We start from the raw sequence: 21826 nt of genomic DNA, 5'->3' as shown, positions 1-21826 counted from the left end.
GATTTAATTGTTATTTTTAACTGAGCAATAATAAAGCAAAGCCCCTATATTTGCTACAAACCTTTAACAAAAAAGACTCTTTCAATATTTACTTGCGAAGAATTCTACGCCAAAGCTCCATCATTAAAACGACGATCCCCCCAGCAACAACGCCCAATAAACCATCAAATATAATCGGCGTAGCCAGCTCCCCAGTTTTGCCAACTAAATCCGTTACAAACTCGGTGCTACCTTGCTTGGCGTGATGCAAAACAGGGATCCCATGTACCAATATGCCACCGCCAACTAAGAACATAGCAACCGTTCCTGCAAAGGCTAAAAAGCGCATTAACTTAGGCGCTGCAGCAAGTAAAAACTTACCTACAAGCTCTTTAAACTTACCGCCACTTTGCTGCGCTTTTTGCAGTAAATACAAACCAGCATCATCAAGTTTAACAATCCCAGCAACTAACCCATACACGCCAATGGTCATAATAATTGCGATTACACTGAGCACTAAAGCTTGATTAACCAGCGTTGCGCCAGCAACCGTACCTAGCGTTATCACTATAATTTCTGCAGAGAGGATAAAATCAGTACGGATTGCTCCTTTGATTTTTTGCTTTTCGTATTCTTGTAAGTCTTGTTGTTCAACCACACTTTCATCTTCTTGTTGAGCGTGACCAAACAGCTTTTCGATAATTTTCTCTGCACCTTCAAAACACAAAAACAGCCCGCCAACCATTAACAGCGGAGTGATTAACCAAGGCAACCAAACACTAATCAATAACGCTGCGGGCACTAAGATGGCTTTGTTGATAAACGAGCCTTTTGCTACAGCCCAAACCACTGGCAACTCTCTATCGGCAGTTACCCCTGTAACTTGCTGAGCATTAAGCGCGAGGTCATCACCTAACACCCCTGCTGTTTTTTTTGTTGCGACTTTACTCATCGTCGCAATGTCGTCTAAAAGTGTTGTAATATCATCAAGTAAGGTTAGTAAATTTGTGCCTGCCATGGTTTTTCCTTGCCCATTAAATACACTATCAACATAACTTATCCTGCCATTTTCACCAACGGTTAATTTTTCTTTGTTAGGCTTATAGCTCATTCAAAAATAGAGGTGTTTCTATGATTAAACCACTTCTCTCGGGGCTCGCTTTAGTTACCTTGTGCGCATGTGCTGAGCAAAGTGCACCGAGCAACTATCTGTGCGATGAGACCCTCAGCGCCAGTATCGTTGAGTACAATGATGAGGAAGCCAGACTGACATTTAAGGAGAGTGAATATTTACTCAATCGCCAAGTAAGCGGCTCTGGGGTTAAATACAGTGCCGATAATGTGCTGTTTTGGTCTAAAGGCGATGAAGCCATGCTGATTTTAAGAGGTAAAAAGTACCAATGTAGCTTAACCCAGTAATAGCAAAAGCTTTCGTGGCTAAATTAGCTTAATCAGTGGTTTTGAGTATAATAGCGACAGTTTATTCAGCGTTTAAGCGGCTATAATGAAATACAAAGATCTTCGCGAATTTATCGAGTTATTAGAACAAAAAGGTGAGTTAAAACGGATCAAACAAGAAATTGATCCTTACCTTGAAATGACCGAAATTGCCGACCGTACGTTACGTGCAGAAGGCCCTGCTCTGTTATTCGAAAACCCTAAAGGTCACACCATTCCCGTTCTTGCTAACCTTTTTGGTACGCCCAAACGTGTAGCGATGGGTATGGGCCAAGATGATGTCAGTGAACTGCGCGAAGTTGGTAAGTTATTAGCTTTTCTAAAAGAGCCTGAGCCACCAAAAGGCATTAAAGAGGCACTAGGGCAAATCCCAGTATTCAAACAAGTACTGAATATGCCAGCTAAAGAAGTAAAAAAAGCGCCTTGTCAGCAAGTTATACTTGAAGGCGATTATGTTGACTTAACTAAGCTGCCTATCCAACATTGCTGGCCGGGTGATGCTGCTCCCTTGATCACATGGGGTCTAACGGTTACCAAAGGGCCTTATAAAAAGCGCCAAAACTTAGGCATTTACCGTCAGCAGCTATTGGGTAAAAACAAAATTATTATGCGTTGGCTATCGCACCGCGGTGGCGCATTAGATTTTCGTGAATGGTGTAAAGAGCACCCAGGCGAACCTTACCCTGTATCTGTCGCATTAGGTGCCGACCCTGCGACAATCTTAGGCGCTGTAACACCAGTACCAGACACCCTAAGCGAATATGCATTTGCTGGTTTACTACGCGGTGGTAAAACTGAAGTTGTTAAATCGGTTTCAAATGACCTACAAGTGCCTGCTACCGCAGAGTTCGTGCTTGAAGGTTATATTATGCCAGGTGAAACAGCACCAGAAGGCCCTTATGGCGACCACACAGGTTACTACAACGAAGTAGACGAGTTTCCGGTGATGACGGTCACTCACATTACACATCGTGAAAACCCAATTTATCACAGCACTTACACTGGCCGTCCACCAGATGAGCCAGCAGTACTCGGGGTTGCATTGAACGAAGTGTTCGTACCAATTCTGCAAAAGCAATTCCCTGAAATTGTAGATTTTTATCTACCACCTGAAGGCTGTTCTTATCGTATGGCTGTGGTCACGATGAAAAAACAATACCCAGGTCATGCCAAGCGCGTGATGATGGGGGTGTGGTCTTTCTTACGTCAATTCATGTATACCAAGTTCGTGATTGTTTGCGATGATGATGTAAACGCACGTGATTGGAACGACGTGATCTGGGCCATAACAACGCGTATGGACCCTGCTCGCGATACGACGATGATCGAAAACACGCCAATTGATTATTTAGATTTTGCATCGCCAGTTTCGGGCCTTGGCTCAAAAATGGGCATGGATGCAACCAATAAATGGCCAGGCGAAACAGATCGTGAATGGGGTGAGCCCATTGTTATGGATCCAAAAATCAAAGAACGTGTTGATGAATTATGGGACAGCTTAGATATTCTCTAGGCTGTGACTATGTTAAACTGCTCAAAATTTAACGGTTATGAGTGCGATTCATAACCGAATTTGCTTCTGTGCTTATAAAGGTAAACTATGCAAACATTACTCGCTGACGTTGTTGCGATCAGCCCGCTTACAGACCATGTACATAAGGTCATTTTGAAACCACAGCAACCTGTGTCATTCGAGGCAGGCCAATATATGCAACTTGTATTAGGCGAAAAAGATAAGCGTGCCTTTTCTATTGCAAGCCGCCCTTCACAAACTGACCAAATTGAACTACATATTGGTGCCGCAGGTGCTGATTCGTATGCAATGCAAGCGCTTGATCATTTACGTCAAGCACATACAGAGCAACAGCAAGTTAATGTTGAAGTGGGTTTAGGTGTATCACAGCTGCGAGTTGAGGGTGAGCGCCCAATTATTCTACTTGCTGGCGGTACTGGTTTTTCTTATGCCAAATCAATGGCTGATCACCTTGCTGAAATTGGCTGTGAGCGCCCTGTATTATTTTACTGGGGTGTTCGTGAGCAAGCTGCGCTTTATGCTCATGATGAAATGCAAGCATGGGCAAACAGCAACCCACATTTCCAATACATTCCAGTGGTTGAAAATGCGCCGCAAAGCTGGACTGGCAAAACCGGTTACGTCCACAAGGCCGTTATGGAAGATATAGTGTCTTTAGAACCATACGATATTTACATGGCAGGCCGCTTCGACATGATTGGCGTGGTTCGCGATGATTTTATTAACCATGGTGCGGTACGTGAGAACATGTACGCTGATGCATTTGCATTCATTAAATAACTAACTCATACAGATTATTTTTAAGGCATCCAATTGGATGCCTTTTTTATTTGTTTTACCTATCGCCTTAATCCGTCTAAACGATTTCACAAACTGCATTTCCTTGACCATACTCTGTTTAGAATAACGATGGGGAGAGACCCAAATGCTAAATACAAAAGTACAAGACTTTATGCAACGTAAGTTGCCACACATTACGCCTGAAACTGAAATGACCACCGCGATTAGCGAGCTGCAAAAGTTTAAATTACTAGGCGCACCTGTATTCGATGACAACAAAAGTTTAGTTGGCTTTATTTCAGAACAAGAGCTGCTGCAACCGCTCATGCAAAACAGTTATTTCTGCGATGGCGTGGTAAAGGTAAAACAACTCATGCGCACCGATGTTGTTACCGTGAGTAGCGATCAAAATATCATTGAGTTGGCTGATGCCATGAAAACGGGTAAGCCAAAGAATTACCCAGTTATCGAGGGTGGTAAGGTTGTTGGCATGATCAGCCGAGGTGACGTGCTCAAGGCATTATATGAAAACTACGTTTCATGCCAAGAGCACCAAGTATAAGTTAGCTGCTTAACGATTAGCAGCTAACTGTTTTAAAGCCGCTTTATCTGCATCGCTTAAATAAGCAATTTCAAGCGCATTAGCTTGCGCTTTTTCCATATCGGCTTGGCTTAACCCTGCCGCAGGTGCTGCTACTTGATACTCATACGCTATTTCAATACCTTCAACGGCCGGATCATCAGTATTAATCGATGCCAAAATACCATGGTCTAAGAAGGTTTTTAGCGGGTGTTTTGCAAGCTCAGCAACAGTACTGGTTTGAATGTTACTGGTTAAGCAAGACTCAATACCAATGCGCTTATCACGTAAGTAATCCATTAGTGCAGCATCTTCAATTGCTTTTACACCATGACCAATACGCGTTGCACCAAGCTCGTTAATTGCTTGCCAAATGCTTTCGCTACCGCGTGCTTCACCGGCATGAATCGTGGCAGCTAAGTATGCATCATGAACTTGTTTAAAGTGATCAACAAATAGCTCACCCGGGAAACCAATTTCATCGCCAGCTAAATCAACCGCCACTAAATCATTTTTAAAAGCAAGTAGCGCATCAAGCTCTTGCTGACAGATTTTGGTGCCATATGTACGCGACATGATGCCGATTAAGTTAGCTTTAATTGGCGCGTTTTGGCACGCACTTTTTACACCATCAACCACCGCTTCGACAACTCCTTGCGGGTGTAAGCCTTGGCTTTGCGCCATATAATATGGACTAAAACGAAGCTCAACGTAATCGAGGTTTTGGGCAATCGCATCTTCAACGTTTTCGATAGCAATACGACGACAAGCATCGTAATCACCCAGTACTTTTACACCCCAATCAAGCTTTTGTAAAAATGCCACTAAATTTGGTTCAGGGTCGATAACCTGTACGTGCGGAATAAGCGCTTCAATGTTGTCAGCAGGTAATTCAAGTTTAAACTGACGACCAAGGTCTAAGATCGTTTGTGGGCGAACATTACCATCTAGATGACGGTGAATATCAAGCAAAGGGAGTTTGTTATTGATCATAATTAGCACTCAGGTTCAGTAAATTTGCGCGGATCATACGTACCCACGGCGATATTTCAAGTTTAGATGATTTTATTTACTTTTTTGAGGTCAAATGTCTGCTTTAATGGCCGCTAGCATTATGCAAAAAATGCCACAAGGTTTTAAAAAGTTTATCAGCATCAATTGGTTTAGTTAAATAACCATTCATACCACTGGCTAAACCTTTCTTAAGATCATCATCGTGGGCATTTGCCGATAAGCCAATAATCGGTAAATCGGTGATCAGTAACTCGTTGCGAATAACCTTAGTCGCTTGTAAGCCATCCATATTCGGCATTTGAATATCCATGAGTACAAGGTCATAGCTTTTTTCACTGATCATCTTAATAGCCTCGTGGCCATCTTTAGCGATATCAGGTTGGCAACCTTTAGTTTTTAAAATCGAACTCGCCACATGTTGATTCAATGGGTTATCTTCAACCAATAGAATTGTATCGCCAGCAAATGAAACAGCTGTCACATCGATATCAGCTAACTCATCGTCGCTATGAATCACCTCTTCAAGAGGGGACTCAAATGGCAGCGAAATTGTAAACGTTGAACCTTGCCCCTCAGAGCTACTGAGGCTTATCTCGCCTCCCATCATAACAATGAGTTTTTGGCAAATACTCAAGCCTAAACCTGTGCCACCAAAGCGACGAGAGGTTGAGCTATCGGCTTGTGAGAATGGTTTAAACAGGCGCTGCTGCGCCTCTTTACTGATGCCGATGCCAGTATCAATAACACTAAAGTAAGTAAATTCACCCTGCTGCCAAATACGTAATGTAATCGTGCCTTCTTGAGTGAACTTCACCGCATTGTTTAACAGGTTTAATAATACTTGTTTTAAACGAATTGGGTCGGTGTGGATCAATAAGTGCGCAGATGCATCAAACTCAACCTTAAACTTTAAAGCACGGGAATTAAGTTCAAACTGCAATAAGTTAGTCAGTTCATTAACCAACGCATTCACATCGATGGGTTCTTGATGTAGCTCCAATCGCCCCGCTTCTATTTTAGAAAAATCTAAAACATCATTGATTACCCGTAATAGTACATTCAATGCACCATCGGCTTGATCAATATAACCACGGGCTTGTTGCCAGTCAGGCTCTTGCATTGCTAAATAATGCAAACCTTTTATACCATTAATAGGTGTGCGTATTTCATGGCTCATATTCGCCAAGAACTCACTTTTAATTTGGCTGGCTTTATCGGCTTTTAGTTTTTCTTCGCGAAGGCTTTGAGTTTGTTTCGCTACTTGCTGACGAATTTGAATATTAGTACCGGTTACTGAAATCAAAAATGTGATCAATAACCAAACAAACAGCATACCGACTATTTGCGCTAGCCAATAAGGCAGCCATGACGACTGCGCTACTGACTCCCATAATTTCACCTGCCAAACGCGCTCGCCAATAATAAAATTAAAGCTCGCAATAGCGGTTGTACCAACACGGTGTGGGCTGTAAATCTCGACAGGGTTAGTACCATCGGTAACATCAAAAAAACTGGTTTCAATCTCAGTATTTTGATTAAAATTTAGTGTTTGTGCCAGCAACTCTAAATTAACCACAGCAACAACATAACCCCGAAAGCCGACCTGATGATTAATGTCTGAATAAACAGGGTTGAAGAATAAAACGCCCTTTTCGTTACCATCACCTTGCATCAAAGTAATAGGCTCACTGACGGTGACATTTTTAATTAACCGAGAATCAGTTAACGCTTGTTTACGTAACTCGCTTGAAGCCAAATCAAAGCCTTGCGCTGGTTCGTTCCCTACTAATGGATGAATATATTGCACCGGAAAATAGACTGCTCGCTTACTTACCGGCTGCCACTGTCCTGCAGCATTTTTTTCTTTCACGTAGTAATCAGCACCCAGTTCATCACGCAGTAGACTTTGATAGTTATTTAGTTGTGAGTGAATAACTTTAGGTGCCCACTCAAGGGCAAGGATTTCTTTGCTATATTGTAGTTGCCTTGTTGTAAAACGCTTAAATTCATCAAAATCAACCATGTCACTACTAGCAAAAAAAGTAGCTAATAAAGATAAATGCGATTTAATTTCATCAACTTGGTGTTCAAGATTAGTATGAATTGCACTGACTTTTGCTTGCTGGCGCTGTAAGTCTTTGTCTTTTTTTACACTGGCTGCACCATAAAAGCTGACACAAATAACCACATAAATTAATAACGACGGCACAATGATTTGCAGCCGTTGACGAGTGTGGTGGTAACTAAATGCCGCTAAAATTAATGGTGTAAAAATCAGCACCCCAATGCTGTCGCCAATCCACCATGCGATAAAATTATTAAGCGCCGCATAACTCGGAATAACATTATTAATGACCAATAAGCCGGTGCCAATTGATGCTGCAATCAAACTACACAAAGGGCCACCTATCATTAAGCCAATCATACTTTGCTTTAATGACGATAACTCAATCGGGCGTTTAACTACATGAATTATAATGTAATAGGCAAGCCAAGCCTGAAATGTTGATGCACTTGTCACACCAATAGCTTGCAACATCATTTGCCAGTGAAAAATATCAGTGACTTTATCAAGGTGAATAAGGTTTACAAAGAACGCCCCTAGTAAAACTCCTAGCAGAGCACGATTTCGAAGCAGTAAGATACTGGCAAGCGCAATACCTGCAGGCGGCCACGCTGCAACCGCATAACCATCAATCGCCAGCAAAGAATTACTTAAATACCCTGTAAGAAAGTAAGCAAGTGCAATACTTATTGTCAGTGTAAATAAGTTTTTCAAGCCATTGCTCCTTTGCCGGCTGAAGTAAAATTATTGATAGAGTACCAATGCTTTTTCTGGTTGGGCACTCTTACTATAACTAAGAACCGCTTGCTGCAAATAGGCATGGCGGTTATCAGCATTAAGCGCTTTATCAAACACCCGCGCAGCTAAGTCATATTCACCATGCGCATTTGCTAAACATGCAAGGGCTAATAGTAAATCTGTATTTTCGGTATCTTTTTTTAATATATCCTGCAAACTTGATTGCAACTTGAGTGCATCGCCAGCGCTACTAGTACGTAAAATACGTGCTAAGTCTTTATGTTGCAGCGGTTTTTTTATCATTTTAATTAAGCTTAGCTCAATTTTGTTTAACTCACCTGCCTTCGCCATCGCCGTTAAATAGCTTACCTCAGCATGTGGTTTCAGGTTTTTGGCTAATTGCTCATAACGCTCAGTTAAATCTCCGTTTGATTGAGCTGCAAAGTAACTATCAAAAAGTTGTTGCCACTCTTGCTCTGAAAGTGTTTTCTTGCGCAATAAACGCGGCATAAAGTCATTCAATGACGCCCACTTTTGCTCTTTTACCAATACATGGGCATACATTTTAAGCTCTAAACTCGTGGCTTTTTTGCGCTCAGCTAACGCTTTAAGGTCAGCAAAAATGGTGCTGGTTTCACCGCTAGCAATCCATAAATTAGCCACTTTTAACTGCTTATCCTGGCTTATTTTATCAAGATAACTAACCGCTTTTTCGCTCTCATTATTAGCTAATGCCGCTTTAGCAAGAAGCGCATAACGTATATCGCTCCACTTTTCTGCAACACTATTGTTATCAAGTGCAAGCTCAAGCTGCGCATAATCGTTATTAATTAAGCTCCATACACCTTGCTCAATAGCCGCTTGTTTACGCTCTTCACTGCGCGCAAAAAAGCCATGGCGTGTATGACTGTATAAAGATATTACGTAACGGCAAAGCTTATAAAGTAAAAACAGTGCAGCGAATGCTAATATTAAAAGTGCTGTGATGCCCCAAATAGTCCCTTCAATGGTTGTTTTATTAAAGGCAATTAGTACATAACCCTTTTGATCTATAAAAAAAGGGGCAATCCCTAAGCAGACTGCTATTGCAATAATGATTAATAAAAAGCGGATCATTGTGCCCACTCCTTCACCTGCTCAGTACTTTGTAGTGACACTTTTAGGCTAAAATCAAGTTGCTCTTTCGAAAGCTCAGTAAGGCTCTTTAAGGCCGCTTTTGTTTGTGCATCATCTTGCTTAAAGTAATCTTTTACCAAGCTATGTGCAGCATCAACAGCGCTAAAATACACACTGCTTTGCTTACTTAATACCGCATCTTGCGCTTGAGATAAGTATAAACTCAGGCGCTGTTTTACTAAGTGACGCTCTTGTTCACTTAAAAATGGTGCGATAACCATATCTTCACGTCTGCGCACTTTAACAAAGAAGTCTTTAAACTGCTGCCACGACTTCGAAAGGTTTTGACGCCACTCACTGACATTTTCACTTAATTGATTTGGGTCTTCTTTGACGACCTCTTCAGGGAGTGAAATAGCATTAAATACCAGTTCATCAACTTTTTGATTAATGCCATGCAGTTTTAAATAAATTGCCTCAACAGCCACAGGTTCTATGGCATTCAAGGTTTGTAAATCTTGGTGAATTGCTTGGCGAATAGCGCCTGTACCCGGGTGTTCTGCAAGCAAGCTATCTAAGCGAGATAGCACAGCAGCAGCCCCTTGGTAATCGTGCTCTGCCCACAATTTAAATTCGGCCATACGCTGCAAGCTTGTGACTTCTTGCGGATTAAGCGTGAAAGTTTGCTGCTCGGCGCGCTTTAAAGCCGCTTGTAATTGCTGCTGTGTTTGCTCAGCACTTTCATTTAGTGCATCAGTGACCTTTTGTTCACTGTTATAAAGCGAGTGCTGCATTGTTTGTTGGGCACTTTTTAATGCATCAATTTGCTGCTGTAAGCGAAGGTTTTCATCTGTCAGCTCAGTCAATGCCACAGCCGATTGCTGATCGCTATTTAATTTTAGATAAAACTCATAGCCAACTGCAGAAGCCACTAAAAGTGAAATAAGTAACGCTAAGCTACCTGTTTTACTGATGCCTCTTTTAGCTTGTACAGGCGCTTTTGCCCCAGTATTTGCCGTGGTTTGCGCTTTTTTCTCTGGCTGTGCAGTCACTGGCTTTGCGGGTTGTTTTGATTCTGCTTCACTCATTTTGCTACCTTGCTGATTAATGCAGGTGAACATAGCGTTGTCGCTCGCCCCTGCAGCAATATATATCTGTGTTCTTACGACATTTTGTTGCTTTAAATAGTCTGCGATACGCTCACTGGCAACGAAAAATTGTCGCTCTTTCAACCATGCAAGCTGAGGCTCATTTAAACCATTAAAAATGGCATCCACCGCTGCATTACTGGTAATGACTATACCTTCTACATCAATTGTTTGCCAGTGGTCCATCCACTTGCCCGGTTCGCTCTCAATTGCGCTTCGCTTGTAAACAACCAATTGATTTAATAAAGCACCACGTTGTTTTAAGGTTTTTGCTATGGTCGTGCGTCCACCTTCACCTTTCACTAAAACAATGTTACTTAGTTCAACATCTTGTAGTGTTTTTAATTCAAGCAGACCTTCTGAATCATGCTGTTTGGGCACTGCGGCTCGTCGCCCAAAGGCTTCATAAACCGCATCAGCCGTTTGCTGACCGACCGCATAAAGTTGCGCTGCTTTGTTGATGGTTGGTGTGAGTTTTAACAAGGCATGCACGGCATCTTGCGAGATAAAAATGATTTTATCGGCATTTTCTAGCGGCGCGAGCTCACTACTATTTACTGTGAGGTAATCTAAGGTAAGGACTGGGCACAGGGTTGTTTGATAACCCGCCTGCTGAAGCTCAAGAGCAAGCTCAGTGCCTTTTCCTTCTGGACGAGTTATCAAAATATGCATATTAAGCGTCTCTATATACTTCAGCTAAAATTTTATCAGCACCTTGCTCAAGTAGCTTTTCAGCAAGTGTAATACCTAACTGCTCTGCGTCAGCCACTGGGCCTGTCACTTCATCACGTAGCATTTGGCTACCATCAATAGCGCCCACTAAACCACGTAAATGCACTTGCTCACCATCGACCAATGCAAATGCACCAATAGGTACCTGGCAGCCACCTTCTAAACGGCGATTCATAGCACGCTCGGCATTAACACGAATGCGTGTTTCATTATGTTCAAGTGGCGCTAACAGTGCTTTTGTTACTTCATCATCAATACGGCACTCAATACCCACAGCACCTTGACCATTTGCAGGTAATGATACCTCTGGCTCGATAAAAGCTGTAATACGCTCAGGCATTTCTAAACGAATTAGACCCGCTGCAGCTAGGATGATTGCATCATATTGACCATCATCTAGTTTTGCCAAACGCGTATTAACATTACCGCGTAAGTCACGAATGTCTAAATCTGGACGAGCTTCGCGAATTTGGCATTGGCGGCGTAAGCTTGATGTACCAACAATCGCACCTTGTGGTAACTCATCTAAACTCTTGTAGTTATTTGATACAAACGCATCGCGTGGGTCTTCACGTTCACAAATAGTGTGTAATGCTAGGCCTTCAGGAAACTCAACAGGCACATCTTTCATTGAATGCACCGCAATATCTGCACGGCCATCTAGCATGGCTTGCTCAAGCTCTTTTACGAATAAGCCTTTACCACCAATCTTTGCCAGTGGCGTATCAAGGATAATATCGCCTTGCGTCGACATAGGAACCAACTCTACCGTTACGTCGTCATGGAAGTGCTCTAATTGAGCTTTTACAAATTCTGCCTGCCATAAAGCAAGTGCACTTTTACGGGTAGCGATACGAACTAGTTTTGTTGTCTGTGTCATGAAAAATCCAATTAATTATCAGGCTGATACTAAATATTACTCAGCTAAAATTCTAAATTCTTTTTGGGCCAGTAAGTTGCCCTCTGCGTCAATAACTTCAACACGCCAATCACCCAATTGCTCTGGCATGATGTTTTTCGTTGAATAAGTACGAAAACGTGGGCTACTTACCGCTAATTCAATTGAAGCAAGCTGTTGATCTTGGTAATACCATTGATGACGAACAGTTTGCCCTTGCATATTTCTAAGCTCGCTAAAAAAGCTCAGGCTATTGCTAATTTGCGCTAATTTTACATCGTTTTTAAGAACGTTTACTGGTTCTCGATCAACAACATCGGTAGTTAATACTGCGCGGCTTACTTTATCTGTGTCTATTTTTGCGCCAATTGCGACACTGGCAATATGTGCTGACCGTGAAAACTGCTGCTGAGCATCAGGTGCTGCTGCATTTTCAACTTGCTGTTCAGTTTGTGATGCTTCTTCATCAGGAATAACGGCTAATGTTTCCGGTTGTTGCTCATCAACAACCTCTTCACTGTCGATCTCAGCCTCTACTGATGTAACGTCAGGCTCTACAATGTTTGAGCTCACAACCTCTGCTTTAGCCGTTGCTGTGTTATCAACCAACGGTGTTTGCTCATTCATTGACGGAGCAACAACTTCTTTTGGCTCCTCTTGCTCAGCGTCATTTAAAGAGGTTTGTAATTCAGCCTTTGTAAACTCTGCTTGCGGTTCATCTTGCGGTGATTGCTCAGCATTTACCGCACCAATAAAGCTATACACTAATATAGCCAGCGCAACTAAGATAACACTGCTGACCATAAAGATGCGTCGCCAATGCCATTGATAAGTCACTGCTGTCGGTGCTGAACTTGCCGATTCAACGGCATTCATATTTGCTGTAATTACAAGTTTCTTTGTCATGTTGGCCTCTAAAACCAAAAAATTAACTCAAGCGAGCAATTAACCACTCTCGAATAGCCATCAGTTCTTCACCACAAACTTGGTGCGCCATCGGATAGTCTTGCCAGCTTACTTCCATGTTGTTAGCGCTAAGCACGTCAAATGCTTGTCTGCCCGCGCTATGCGGTACCACATCGTCAAATCGACCATGTGCCATAAAAATATTTAACCCCTGCTGCTTGGCTTCATCAGCAAATTTTGCAGGCACACACATATAGGTTGAAAGTGCCATTACACCCGCTAATTTATAATCTAGACGTGGCGCTAAGTGCAGCGATACCACACCCCCTTGCGAAAAACCGGCAAGAATAATTTTGTTAGGAGCGATACCTTTTGCAATTTCTTGGTCAATAATTGCAGCCACTTTTGCAGCAGATTCACGCACTCCTTGCTCATCAGCACGCTTATCTAAATCCATCGATTTAATATCGTACCAAGAGCGCATTGCCATACCACCATTTAAGGTGACCGGTTGCACTGGCGCATGTGGAAACACAAAACGCACACCAAGCTCTTTTGGTAGAGCAAGTTGCGGTGCAACGGGCGCAAAACCATCACCTGAATCACCTAAACCATGTAGCCAGATAACCGTTGCTTTGTGATCACCTTGCGCTGGATATTCAACAAACTCTAAACTCATAGTTCAGAACGCCATTCAATTGTTTGACCTGCTTGGCGAGTTGCCGCATCACACATAAATTGCCAAAACTCTGCACCTGAGCGGTTATCAATCCACTTATCGTCGCGTAGTTCAAAATGGTGACCGTTAAATTTAGTCGCTACCCAAACTTGGTGTAATGGTGCTTGCTTGTTGATCACTATTTTACTGCGATCAGGAAAGATGATTTCTAAAATACCTGACGCTGATTCATAGTCTAAATCGGCATCACATTCATCGATTTGCTCTTCAATAGTTAGCATTAATGCATCGGCTAGTGTGTGGTATTCATGATCAGTCATTTTAGTGTCCTTTAACTGGCTTTAAGCCTAGATCTGGGGGCAGATTGTGTACATCAAGTGTAACAGGAATAAATTCATCCGCGAATAGCTGCATTTTTTAAATATTCTGTTACTCTGCGATTATAAAGCCAGCAACCGTATTAATCTAATGAAAGAGACTCATAGCCAAAAATTAAAAACCATTTTACCTCTAAGCGCCCTTCTAGTAACCCTAGCAGGTTGCGGACAAAGTGGTGCTCTTTATCTGCCAGATGATACTAAGCCGCCTGCAAAGTCTCAGCCACAAGCTGATCCATCCGAACAACCAGAGCAAAAACAGGACCAATAGATGGACTTTTTTAACTACAATAATAATCAGCTGTTCGCTGAAGACATCGCTGTCAAAGACCTTGCCGAACAATATGGTACGCCTTGTTATATCTATTCTCGCAAAACCTTTGAACGTCATTATTTAGCATTTGCAGACGCTGCTAAGTCACATAATAGCTTGGTGTGCTATGCCGTAAAAGCCAACTCAAATATTGCCGTGCTGAATATTTTAGCGCGACTTGGCTCAGGTTTTGACATCGTTTCAAAAGGTGAGCTTGCGCGTGTTATCCAAGCAGGCGGAGACGCAAGTAAGGTTGTGTTTTCTGGCGTTGCAAAAACCGCTGACGAAATTGCCTATGCACTTGAATTGGGGATCAAGTGTTTTAACGTTGAGTCAGTGGCTGAGCTTGAGCGTATTTCAAAAGTGGCAACGGATCTTAACTTAGTGGCACCGATTTCGATTCGCGTAAACCCAGATATAGATGCAAAAACGCACCCTTATATCTCAACCGGTTTAAAAGAGAATAAGTTTGGTATTGATATTCAAACTGCAGTGACTGTGTATCAACATGCAGCATCACTACCCGGTTTAAAAATTACCGGTGTAGATTGCCACATCGGTTCGCAGCTAACGGAAATAAAACCTTTCTTAGCAGCACTTGAAAAAGTACTGACTCTTATCGAAGAGTTAAAAGCGGTTGGCATCAAGCTAACTCACCTAGATATCGGTGGTGGTCTTGGCGTGCCTTATAATGGCGAAACGCCTCCTCATCCAAGCGAGTATGTTGATAAAATTACCGCTCGATTAGCAGACTACCAAGATTTAGAACTTATTTTTGAACCTGGTCGTGCGATTGCAGCCAACGCAGGTATTTTAGTTACTAAAGTTGAGTTTATTAAACAAAACCAAGATAAGTTCTTTGCTATTGTTGATGCTGGCATGAACGATATGTTGCGTCCATCGCTGTATCAAGCTTGGCAAAGTATTGTGCCAGTTGAACCTCGCGCAGATGATACACCTACTCACAACTATGACATTGTCGGCCCAGTCTGTGAAACTGGTGACTTTTTAGGCAAAGACCGGGAGCTTGCACTTCAAGCCGGTGACCTTTTAGCGCAGCGCAGCGCTGGCGCGTATGGTTTTACCATGAGCTCAAACTACAACTCACGCCCGCGTGTTGCAGAGATTATGGTGGATGGTCAGCAAAGCCATGTAATTCGCCAACGCGAAACCTTAGAAAGCCTTTGGCAAGGTGAGAAAATTTTACCATAAACGTTTTTATAACCGCCCTGCTCTGTGGCATGATTAGCTCAGAGCAAACCCGAATTAGAGCGTTATGTTAGTTAATTTTTCAAAAATGCACGGCCTAGGTAATGACTTTGTCGTTATTGATAACATTACTCAAAATGTTTTTTTATCACGTGATCAAATAAAGAAGCTGGCAGATCGCCATTTCGGCATTGGCTTCGATCAACTGCTTATGGTTGAAGCCCCTTACTCGCCTGATCTCGATTTTCATTATCGTATTTTCAATGCCGATGGTAACGAAGTTGAACAATGCGGCAACGGCGCGCGCTGTTTCGCTCGCTTTGTACGTATGAAAGGCCTGACCAATAAGCATAAAATTTCGGTTTCAACAAAATCTGGTAACCTCACGCTTTATATAGAGAAAGATGGCCAAGTAACGGTAAATATGGGCCACCCCAATTTTGAACCGAACAAAATCCCATTAAAGGCAAGCAAGCGTGAGTTGACCTATATTCTTCGCACGGAAGAACACACTGTATTTAGTGGCGCAGTGTCGATGGGTAACCCACATTGCGTGTTAGAAGTTGATGACATTCATACCGCAGAAGTCACCACCTTAGGCCCTCTCCTTGAAAATCATGAGCGTTTTCCACAACGTGCAAATGTTGGTTTTATGCAGGTAATTTCGCAAGATCACATTAAACTAAGAGTGTGGGAACGTGGCGTTAGTGAAACCTTAGCCTGTGGTACAGGTGCTTGTGCTGCGGTCGTGGTTGGACAAATTCAAAGTAAACTTGCTAATACCGTACAAGTTGACTTACCCGGCGGCAGTTTACAAGTACGTTGGCAAGGCGAAGGCCACCCTGTACGAATGACAGGCCCTGCTGAGCATGTTTTTGATGGACAAGTGGCACTATGAGCAAACTAACAGAACAACAAATTGCTGACTATTTAAAAGCACACCCTGATTTTTTTATCAAAAACCCGGATGTGCTCGCTGAAGTTGAACTACAACAACAAACGGCGGGAGCAACGTCTTTGGTACATATTCAACAGCGCCAATTACGTGAACACAATACGTTATTAAAAAATAAGATTGAGCAGCTCGTTGAACAAGCAAAAGAAAACGAGTTAATTTACCGCTTATTTAGCGACTGTCATCGTCAGTTATGGACTAACTACGACTTTACGACACTGGCTAGCAATTTGCGCAATATTATCTGCACTAATCCATCCATTAACGAATGCCACTTAGTTAAGTACGATAAAAAGTTTGATGAATTAATTGCTCATCGCCTGCAAAACGACGGCATTTACTTGGGTCGAGTAAGCCAACAAGAAAGAGACTTACTGTTTTCAGACACGACTCAATCGACTGCTTTATATCTAATTGGTAACACGAAACACCCTGTGGCAATTTTGGCGTTTGGTAGTGATGACGTAAATCACTTCGAACCGGCAAAAGACAGCTTTTTTGTCCTTGAGTTTGTGCGATCATTGCAACTGCGCTTATTGGAACTTGCATGAGCGATGTGACGACGCCAGACATTGATGAATTAAGTGATGCTTGGCGAACACCTATCCAACTATTTGCAGACTACTTACGCTACGAAAAACAATACTCAGCGCACACAGTAAACCAATACACTAGCCAGCTAGGCTTCGCAGCTTTGTACTTTAGTAAACTATGTGAAGACTGGTTTGCTGTTCAAGGTGAGCATATTCGCCGTTACAGCATGCAAATGCGCAGCAAACAATTAAGTGGTCGCACAATCAGTTTAAAACTAAGTTGTATTCGCAGTTTATATAAATTCTTAAAAGCCAAAAATATAGCCAGTCAGGCACATTATCACAATCCAGCAGAGGCCATTAAAGGGCCAAAATTTTCCAAGCCTTTACCCAAAAATTTAGACGTAGATCAAATGGCTAAGCTACTAGAACTGCCAGATGATGAGCCTTTAGCTATTCGTGACAAAGCTATGATGGAATTAATGTACTCTTCGGGTCTGCGCATTAGCGAGTTAGTTGGCGCTAACATACAAGATATAAACCCGACTGAAGGCGAAATTTTAGTCCGCGGTAAAGGTAACAAAGAACGCTTATTACCTGTAGGCAGCAAAGCGCTCAGTGCATTAAAAGCATGGCTGAAAATTCGCCCTCAATTTGCACATCCTGATGAAATAGCCGTGTTTGTTAGCAGCCAAAAAAAGCGAATTTCCGTACGCCAAGTTCGCTTACGGATGCAAGAGTGGGGCATTAAGCAAGGGATCAGCTCACAAGTGCATCCGCATAAATTGCGCCACTCATTTGCATCACATATTTTAGAATCATCAGGGGATCTGCGTGCCGTACAAGAACTGTTAGGACACAGTAGTTTGTCTGCAACTCAAGTTTATACGCATTTAGATTTTCAGCATTTAGCTAAAGTGTACGATAACACCCACCCACGCGCTAAAAAGCGCTCAACATCAGAGTAAACCCTTGTCATTATGATCCGATTTAACCGTGCCCTATCGCCAGTTTCTGTTTTAAGTTTTGATTTAGACGACACACTTTACAACAACCATCCGATCATAAAATCAGCCTTGCAAGCACAAGCTGATTACCTCGAGGCATTAGACCAATGGCCAGCCGATAGCATGAGCTACTGGTTAACATGCCGCGATAAAGCTTTAAAACATGATGCGACTTTAATTGATGACGTTACGCGCTGGCGACAAGCAGCATTACACTATGCCATGACCGATCTGGGTTTTTCAGCAGAGCAAGCTCAGTTGCATGCCGAAAATGCTTATCAGGCATTCGCTGATGCCCGCAGTCAAATAACCGTTACTGATGAAGTACTTGAATTACTTACTAATCTCAGTAAACACTACCGCCTCATCGCCATCACCAATGGTAATGTCGAAGTAGAAAAGTTTAACCTTAATGGTGTATTTGAGTTAGTTTTACAAGCAGGCCCACACGGAAAAGCGAAGCCGCATAGCGCCTTATTTGATAGCGCAGCCAAACACTTAAAGGTGCCTCACAAGGAAATTTTGCACATTGGCGATAGCCTAGATACTGATGTGCAAGGCGCCAACAATGCCGGCTGCCAAAGCGTTTGGCTTAATAACCAAGCAACGCAATATCGTTATCAAGGGTTAGCAGATATTGAAATAAGCAATATCATGGCGCTCAATCATTTAGTTAAAAAGTAACGACTTTAAAAAATGTGTTTTATGCTGAGTAAGTAAATAACAAAGATTAAATGATTGGGCAAAACGGATGAATGCTTTTCTTAAATTAATATTGCTATGCTCTCTTAGCTTAAACGGATACTTTATTTGGCAACTGTTTAACCCCGCGAAGCCAAAACAAATTGAGACTGTAGCAACCACTCCCATAGTCAAGAAAAGCGCGGTTTTACCAGCCCACTTTCAACAAGCTGTTGCGCTATTTAGCAACCAATTATTCGACAAAGCGGTGGCCGAGTACACCCAATTGCTTGTTAATGAACCTCACTATGCAAGGCAACTTAAACAAATTTGGCAACAACAACTTGAGACATGGCTTTCCCATCAAAAATTCACCTTAAGTGAGCAATTTTTAACGGCCTTTTTAAATAGTCACCCTTACGATGTCACCATGCTTGAACTTGAGGCAAAGCGTTTAATAGCACAAGGTGATACCCAACAAGGTATTATCAATTTACTGGCGCTTAGCAACCAGTTAGACAGCAATGATAAGCAACAACTTAACAAACAAATAGACGAGCTAAGCAAATCCTATATTGATGAACTTATTGCAACGCAACAATGGCAAGCCCTACTTAATATTAGTCAACAATGGCTTGATTACGCGCCTGGCAACGCGCATTACTTATATAACAATGCATTAGCTAACTACCATTTAGAAGATTATGTCGCGAGCCAAATAACCCTAGATCAACTACCCGAAGATCATGACTATAAACAACAGGCTGAGCAATTACATCAGTTGATTCAACAAGCTCTCGCAGGTGTTGAAATTATAAAATTAACTGCTCGAGGTTCGCACTATTTGGTGAACAGTATCATCAACGATGATATCGAAACCGAGCTGATGATCGACACCGGCGCTAGCTTTACTGTAATTAACCAAACATTATTAAACTCGCTTAACACCCCAGCCAATTACCTTGGCACCTTACAAGTAAACACAGCTAATGGAATTGTTGAAGCAGAGCGTTATCAGCTCGAGTCGTTTCAAGTCGGTCAACAACGTATTCGTAATTTTGAAGTGCTGGTAATAGAAAATCATGTTGGCTATGGCTTGCTTGGTATGAACTTTTTAGAGAATTTTAAGTTTAATATCAATCAGCAAGTGAATGAGTTAGAGTTGATAAAGAACAATTTTTAAGGACAAGCAATGACTCTTAACGAATTTCTTTCGAAATTAGCAAGCACACCTCAGCAAATTGAGTTTACCGATACCATGGCGGTCATAGACAACAATTATGATTTTACCCCAAGCGCTTTTAACAATCATGGCCTGCTAAGCGCGGCAAATGAAAATAATGGCTCGTGTAAAATTTTTGCTTTTGCTAAGCTAAATCAACTGAGTAAACAAAACACCCTAGATTGCTTTGGCGCGTTTTATCATGATGACGTATTACACAATCCTGAAGGGCAAGACCATATGAACATTCGCACCTTTATGCTTGCCCCTGAAGCGACCCCTTTCTTAGGGATTACTTTTACCGAGCAAGACGTGCTAAAAGCGAAGTGAGTAAAAGCCAATAGTTAAAGGCTTTTTTCCATAAAATAACGGCAGCCGTCGAGTGGGTAGTTACGCATTTCATATTTAACTAGGTAGCCGTTGTTTTCGTAAAAGGGTTTAGCTTGGAAATCGAGCGTATCAAGTTGTGCGGTGTTTGCACCAAGCGCTTTAGCTTTACTCTCTAATTCAGCGAGTAATCGTGTCGCAAGTCCTTTACCACGCATATTCTCATCACACCAAAGCCAACTGATAAGCAGCCAATTGCCAAATACCTGACCATGAATACCAGCAACCACACTGTTTTGTTTATTAACGAACTTAAAACCAACGGGAATACGCTCGGCATTAAAATGCGCGGCGTTGAAAGCCACAATATGTTCTCTAAGCTGGTTGTTTAAATCAGCTGAGTCATCACTTTTTAATTGATACATATACTCAGTATACGCTTATATCGTTAATCAGTATAAGTGGTTCTTACCATAGGGTACTTCAAGCATGTTGCTGGCCAGCTTTTCGGGCTGACCACACATCTCATCATAAGCACTAGTGTGGCGTAAAACCATATCACCATAACTTAGGTGATCGAGACGCTTTTGAATGTGCAACGGGCTAATATCGCGAATAAACTCACCTTGCTCATCAGTAACATAATACTCAACGTTATTGATCAGCACAGACACCTGATACAGCGCCATTTCTAATGAATGAAGGATAACCTTTTGCAGTGGTTGGTGAGCTGCAAGCTCTGATAATTTGATAGGCATGTGCATTCCTCTTTGGTGGTGGAACTATTCATACGTGATTTTGATATACTGTGATCAAATTAATTGTACAAAAATCACTCATGCCAGAAAAAGTACGACTTGCTAAATTTATTGCCCATGCGGGTGTTTGCTCTCGAAAGCAAGCATCGCGCTTGATAGATCAAGGTGAGGTAACAGTAAATGGCCGTGCCGCAAATCATATAGATCATGTTGATGAGCACGATGATGTGATTGTACTTGGCGAAAAAATTTTAGCTAAGGCACCACTCACCTACTTTGCTTATCACAAGCCTGTTGGTATAGATTGCAAATTAAATGCTGATGACCCAACAAGCCTTATTCATAGCCTGCCTAAAACCACTCGCGTTTACCCAATTGGCCGGCTCGACAAAGACTCCCGAGGTTTGTTGATTTTGACCAATGACGGTGAGTTTTGTAATCAACTGATCCACCCTGATTACCACCAACCCAAACGCTATTTAGTCACCGTTGATAAGTCCCTTGATAGCGATTTTTGTAAAAAAATGGCGGGCGGTGTGCCTGTCGATAAACAAATAACCCTCCCTTGCACGGTGACTCAAGTCAGCGAAACACAGTTTTGCATCGTCTTAAAACAAGGTTTAAATCGGCAAATACGTAAAATGGCTCGTTTTTGTGGCTACAAAGTCATCGACCTTTACCGCACAGATATCGCAAAACTGTCACTCACCACGCTGAATTTGCCCGAAGGGCAGATAGTCAGTATCAAAAAAAGTGACATTCTCTAACAAAAAAGTTTGCATTAATTGATTACACGTGTAATCTTTAATTAAAGATT

General features: G+C 42.1%; 24 protein-coding genes. 13 read left to right on the top strand and 11 right to left on the bottom strand.

The window, feature by feature from the left end; translation table 11 throughout:
• Nucleotides 1-88: 88 nt before the first annotated feature.
• Complete coding sequence (locus BIZ38_RS18660; protein WP_187490996.1) at nt 89-997, bottom strand: DUF808 domain-containing protein; 909 nt, start codon at nt 995-997, stop codon at nt 89-91.
• Between the two features lie 113 nt (nt 998-1110).
• Here BIZ38_RS18660 and BIZ38_RS18655 point away from each other — a divergent pair, with 113 nt between their 5' ends.
• From BIZ38_RS18655 to BIZ38_RS18640, 4 genes are all read left to right on the top strand, one after another.
• The gene (locus BIZ38_RS18655) at nt 1111-1398 is read left to right on the top strand and encodes an MliC family protein (RefSeq protein WP_054554672.1); all 288 of its coding nucleotides are present in this window, start codon (nt 1111-1113) and stop codon (nt 1396-1398) included.
• Between the two features lie 85 nt (nt 1399-1483).
• Nucleotides 1484-2950, top strand: a complete 1467-nt coding sequence (ubiD, locus tag BIZ38_RS18650; RefSeq protein WP_187490995.1) for a 4-hydroxy-3-polyprenylbenzoate decarboxylase — start codon at nt 1484-1486, stop codon at nt 2948-2950.
• Nucleotides 2951-3037: 87 nt separating this feature from the next.
• Nucleotides 3038-3751, top strand: a complete 714-nt coding sequence (gene fre / locus BIZ38_RS18645; protein ID WP_138598968.1) for an NAD(P)H-flavin reductase — start codon at nt 3038-3040, stop codon at nt 3749-3751.
• Between the two features lie 145 nt (nt 3752-3896).
• Entirely contained in the window at nt 3897-4313 is a 417-nt protein-coding gene (locus BIZ38_RS18640; protein WP_054554669.1) for a CBS domain-containing protein, read from the top strand.
• Nucleotides 4314-4322: 9 nt separating this feature from the next.
• Here BIZ38_RS18640 and add read toward each other — a convergent pair whose 3' ends face one another.
• From add to cyaY, 8 genes are all read right to left on the bottom strand, one after another.
• A complete protein-coding gene (gene add / locus BIZ38_RS18635) occupies nt 4323-5324 on the bottom strand; it encodes an adenosine deaminase (RefSeq protein WP_187490994.1) in 1002 nt (333 codons plus the stop codon).
• Between the two features lie 103 nt (nt 5325-5427).
• Nucleotides 5428-8124, bottom strand: a complete 2697-nt coding sequence (locus tag BIZ38_RS18630; RefSeq protein WP_187490993.1) for an ATP-binding protein — start codon at nt 8122-8124, stop codon at nt 5428-5430.
• Between the two features lie 30 nt (nt 8125-8154).
• A complete protein-coding gene (locus tag BIZ38_RS18625; protein WP_187490992.1) occupies nt 8155-9264 on the bottom strand; it encodes a heme biosynthesis HemY N-terminal domain-containing protein in 1110 nt (369 codons plus the stop codon).
• Complete coding sequence (locus BIZ38_RS18620; RefSeq protein WP_187490991.1) at nt 9261-11084, bottom strand: uroporphyrinogen-III synthase; 1824 nt, start codon at nt 11082-11084, stop codon at nt 9261-9263. Before BIZ38_RS18620 ends, BIZ38_RS18625 begins: the two co-directional genes overlap by 4 nt.
• A gap of 1 nt (nt 11085) precedes the next feature.
• Entirely contained in the window at nt 11086-12024 is a 939-nt protein-coding gene (gene hemC, locus BIZ38_RS18615) for a hydroxymethylbilane synthase (RefSeq protein WP_054554664.1), read from the bottom strand.
• 36 nt (nt 12025-12060) lie between these two features.
• Nucleotides 12061-12948, bottom strand: a complete 888-nt coding sequence (locus tag BIZ38_RS18610) for a DUF2914 domain-containing protein (protein ID WP_138618749.1) — start codon at nt 12946-12948, stop codon at nt 12061-12063.
• A 22-nt stretch (nt 12949-12970) separates the two neighbouring features.
• The gene (locus BIZ38_RS18605) at nt 12971-13627 is read right to left on the bottom strand and encodes an alpha/beta hydrolase (RefSeq protein WP_138618752.1); all 657 of its coding nucleotides are present in this window, start codon (nt 13625-13627) and stop codon (nt 12971-12973) included.
• Complete coding sequence (cyaY, locus tag BIZ38_RS18600; protein WP_054554661.1) at nt 13624-13947, bottom strand: iron donor protein CyaY; 324 nt, start codon at nt 13945-13947, stop codon at nt 13624-13626. Before cyaY ends, BIZ38_RS18605 begins: the two co-directional genes overlap by 4 nt.
• A 148-nt stretch (nt 13948-14095) precedes the next feature.
• On the opposite strand from cyaY, the gene lptM reads away from it, so the two are divergent.
• The 8 genes from lptM to BIZ38_RS18560 all read left to right on the top strand — a co-directional run bounded on the left by lptM (nt 14096) and on the right by BIZ38_RS18560 (nt 20254).
• On the top strand, nt 14096-14275 hold the full coding sequence (lptM, locus tag BIZ38_RS18595; protein WP_138598962.1) for an LPS translocon maturation chaperone LptM: 180 nt from the start codon (nt 14096-14098) through the stop codon (nt 14273-14275).
• Nucleotides 14276-15529 carry a diaminopimelate decarboxylase gene (gene lysA / locus BIZ38_RS18590; protein ID WP_187490990.1) on the top strand — a complete coding sequence of 418 codons (1254 nt, stop codon included), beginning with the start codon at nt 14276-14278 and terminating at the stop codon, nt 15527-15529.
• 64 nt (nt 15530-15593) lie between these two features.
• Nucleotides 15594-16424: a diaminopimelate epimerase gene (gene dapF / locus BIZ38_RS18585; protein WP_054554658.1), complete on the top strand. Its 831-nt coding sequence runs from the start codon at nt 15594-15596 to the stop codon at nt 16422-16424.
• On the top strand, nt 16421-17032 hold the full coding sequence (locus BIZ38_RS18580; RefSeq protein WP_054554657.1) for a DUF484 family protein: 612 nt from the start codon (nt 16421-16423) through the stop codon (nt 17030-17032). The genes dapF and BIZ38_RS18580 overlap by 4 nt, the downstream gene beginning before the upstream one ends.
• Nucleotides 17029-17982: a tyrosine recombinase XerC gene (locus BIZ38_RS18575; RefSeq protein ID WP_062566243.1), complete on the top strand. Its 954-nt coding sequence runs from the start codon at nt 17029-17031 to the stop codon at nt 17980-17982. The genes BIZ38_RS18580 and BIZ38_RS18575 overlap by 4 nt, the downstream gene beginning before the upstream one ends.
• A 12-nt stretch (nt 17983-17994) precedes the next feature.
• A complete protein-coding gene (locus tag BIZ38_RS18570) occupies nt 17995-18705 on the top strand; it encodes an HAD-IA family hydrolase (protein ID WP_054554655.1) in 711 nt (236 codons plus the stop codon).
• Between the two features lie 67 nt (nt 18706-18772).
• Nucleotides 18773-19885: a retropepsin-like aspartic protease gene (locus BIZ38_RS18565; protein ID WP_187490989.1), complete on the top strand. Its 1113-nt coding sequence runs from the start codon at nt 18773-18775 to the stop codon at nt 19883-19885.
• Between the two features lie 9 nt (nt 19886-19894).
• Nucleotides 19895-20254 carry a HopJ type III effector protein gene (locus tag BIZ38_RS18560; protein WP_187490988.1) on the top strand — a complete coding sequence of 120 codons (360 nt, stop codon included), beginning with the start codon at nt 19895-19897 and terminating at the stop codon, nt 20252-20254.
• Nucleotides 20255-20268: 14 nt separating this feature from the next.
• Here the strand turns inward: BIZ38_RS18560 and BIZ38_RS18555 are convergent, their stop codons facing one another.
• Both BIZ38_RS18555 and BIZ38_RS18550 read right to left on the bottom strand, forming a co-directional pair.
• A complete protein-coding gene (locus BIZ38_RS18555) occupies nt 20269-20676 on the bottom strand; it encodes a GNAT family N-acetyltransferase (protein WP_187490987.1) in 408 nt (135 codons plus the stop codon).
• Between the two features lie 27 nt (nt 20677-20703).
• Nucleotides 20704-21009: a DUF6482 family protein gene (locus tag BIZ38_RS18550; RefSeq protein WP_054554651.1), complete on the bottom strand. Its 306-nt coding sequence runs from the start codon at nt 21007-21009 to the stop codon at nt 20704-20706.
• A gap of 80 nt (nt 21010-21089) precedes the next feature.
• On the opposite strand from BIZ38_RS18550, the gene BIZ38_RS18545 reads away from it, so the two are divergent.
• Nucleotides 21090-21776, top strand: coding sequence for a pseudouridine synthase (locus BIZ38_RS18545; protein ID WP_187490998.1), 687 nt, complete (start codon nt 21090-21092; stop codon nt 21774-21776).
• Nucleotides 21777-21826 lie beyond the last annotated feature (50 nt).

This window comes from Pseudoalteromonas sp. BZK2 (assembly GCF_014349195.1).
GTDB classification, from domain to species: domain Bacteria; phylum Pseudomonadota; class Gammaproteobacteria; order Enterobacterales; family Alteromonadaceae; genus Pseudoalteromonas; species Pseudoalteromonas simplex.
The sequence above is the reverse complement of the archived record's forward strand: the minus strand, read 5'-3'. Positions and strand labels throughout refer to the sequence as shown.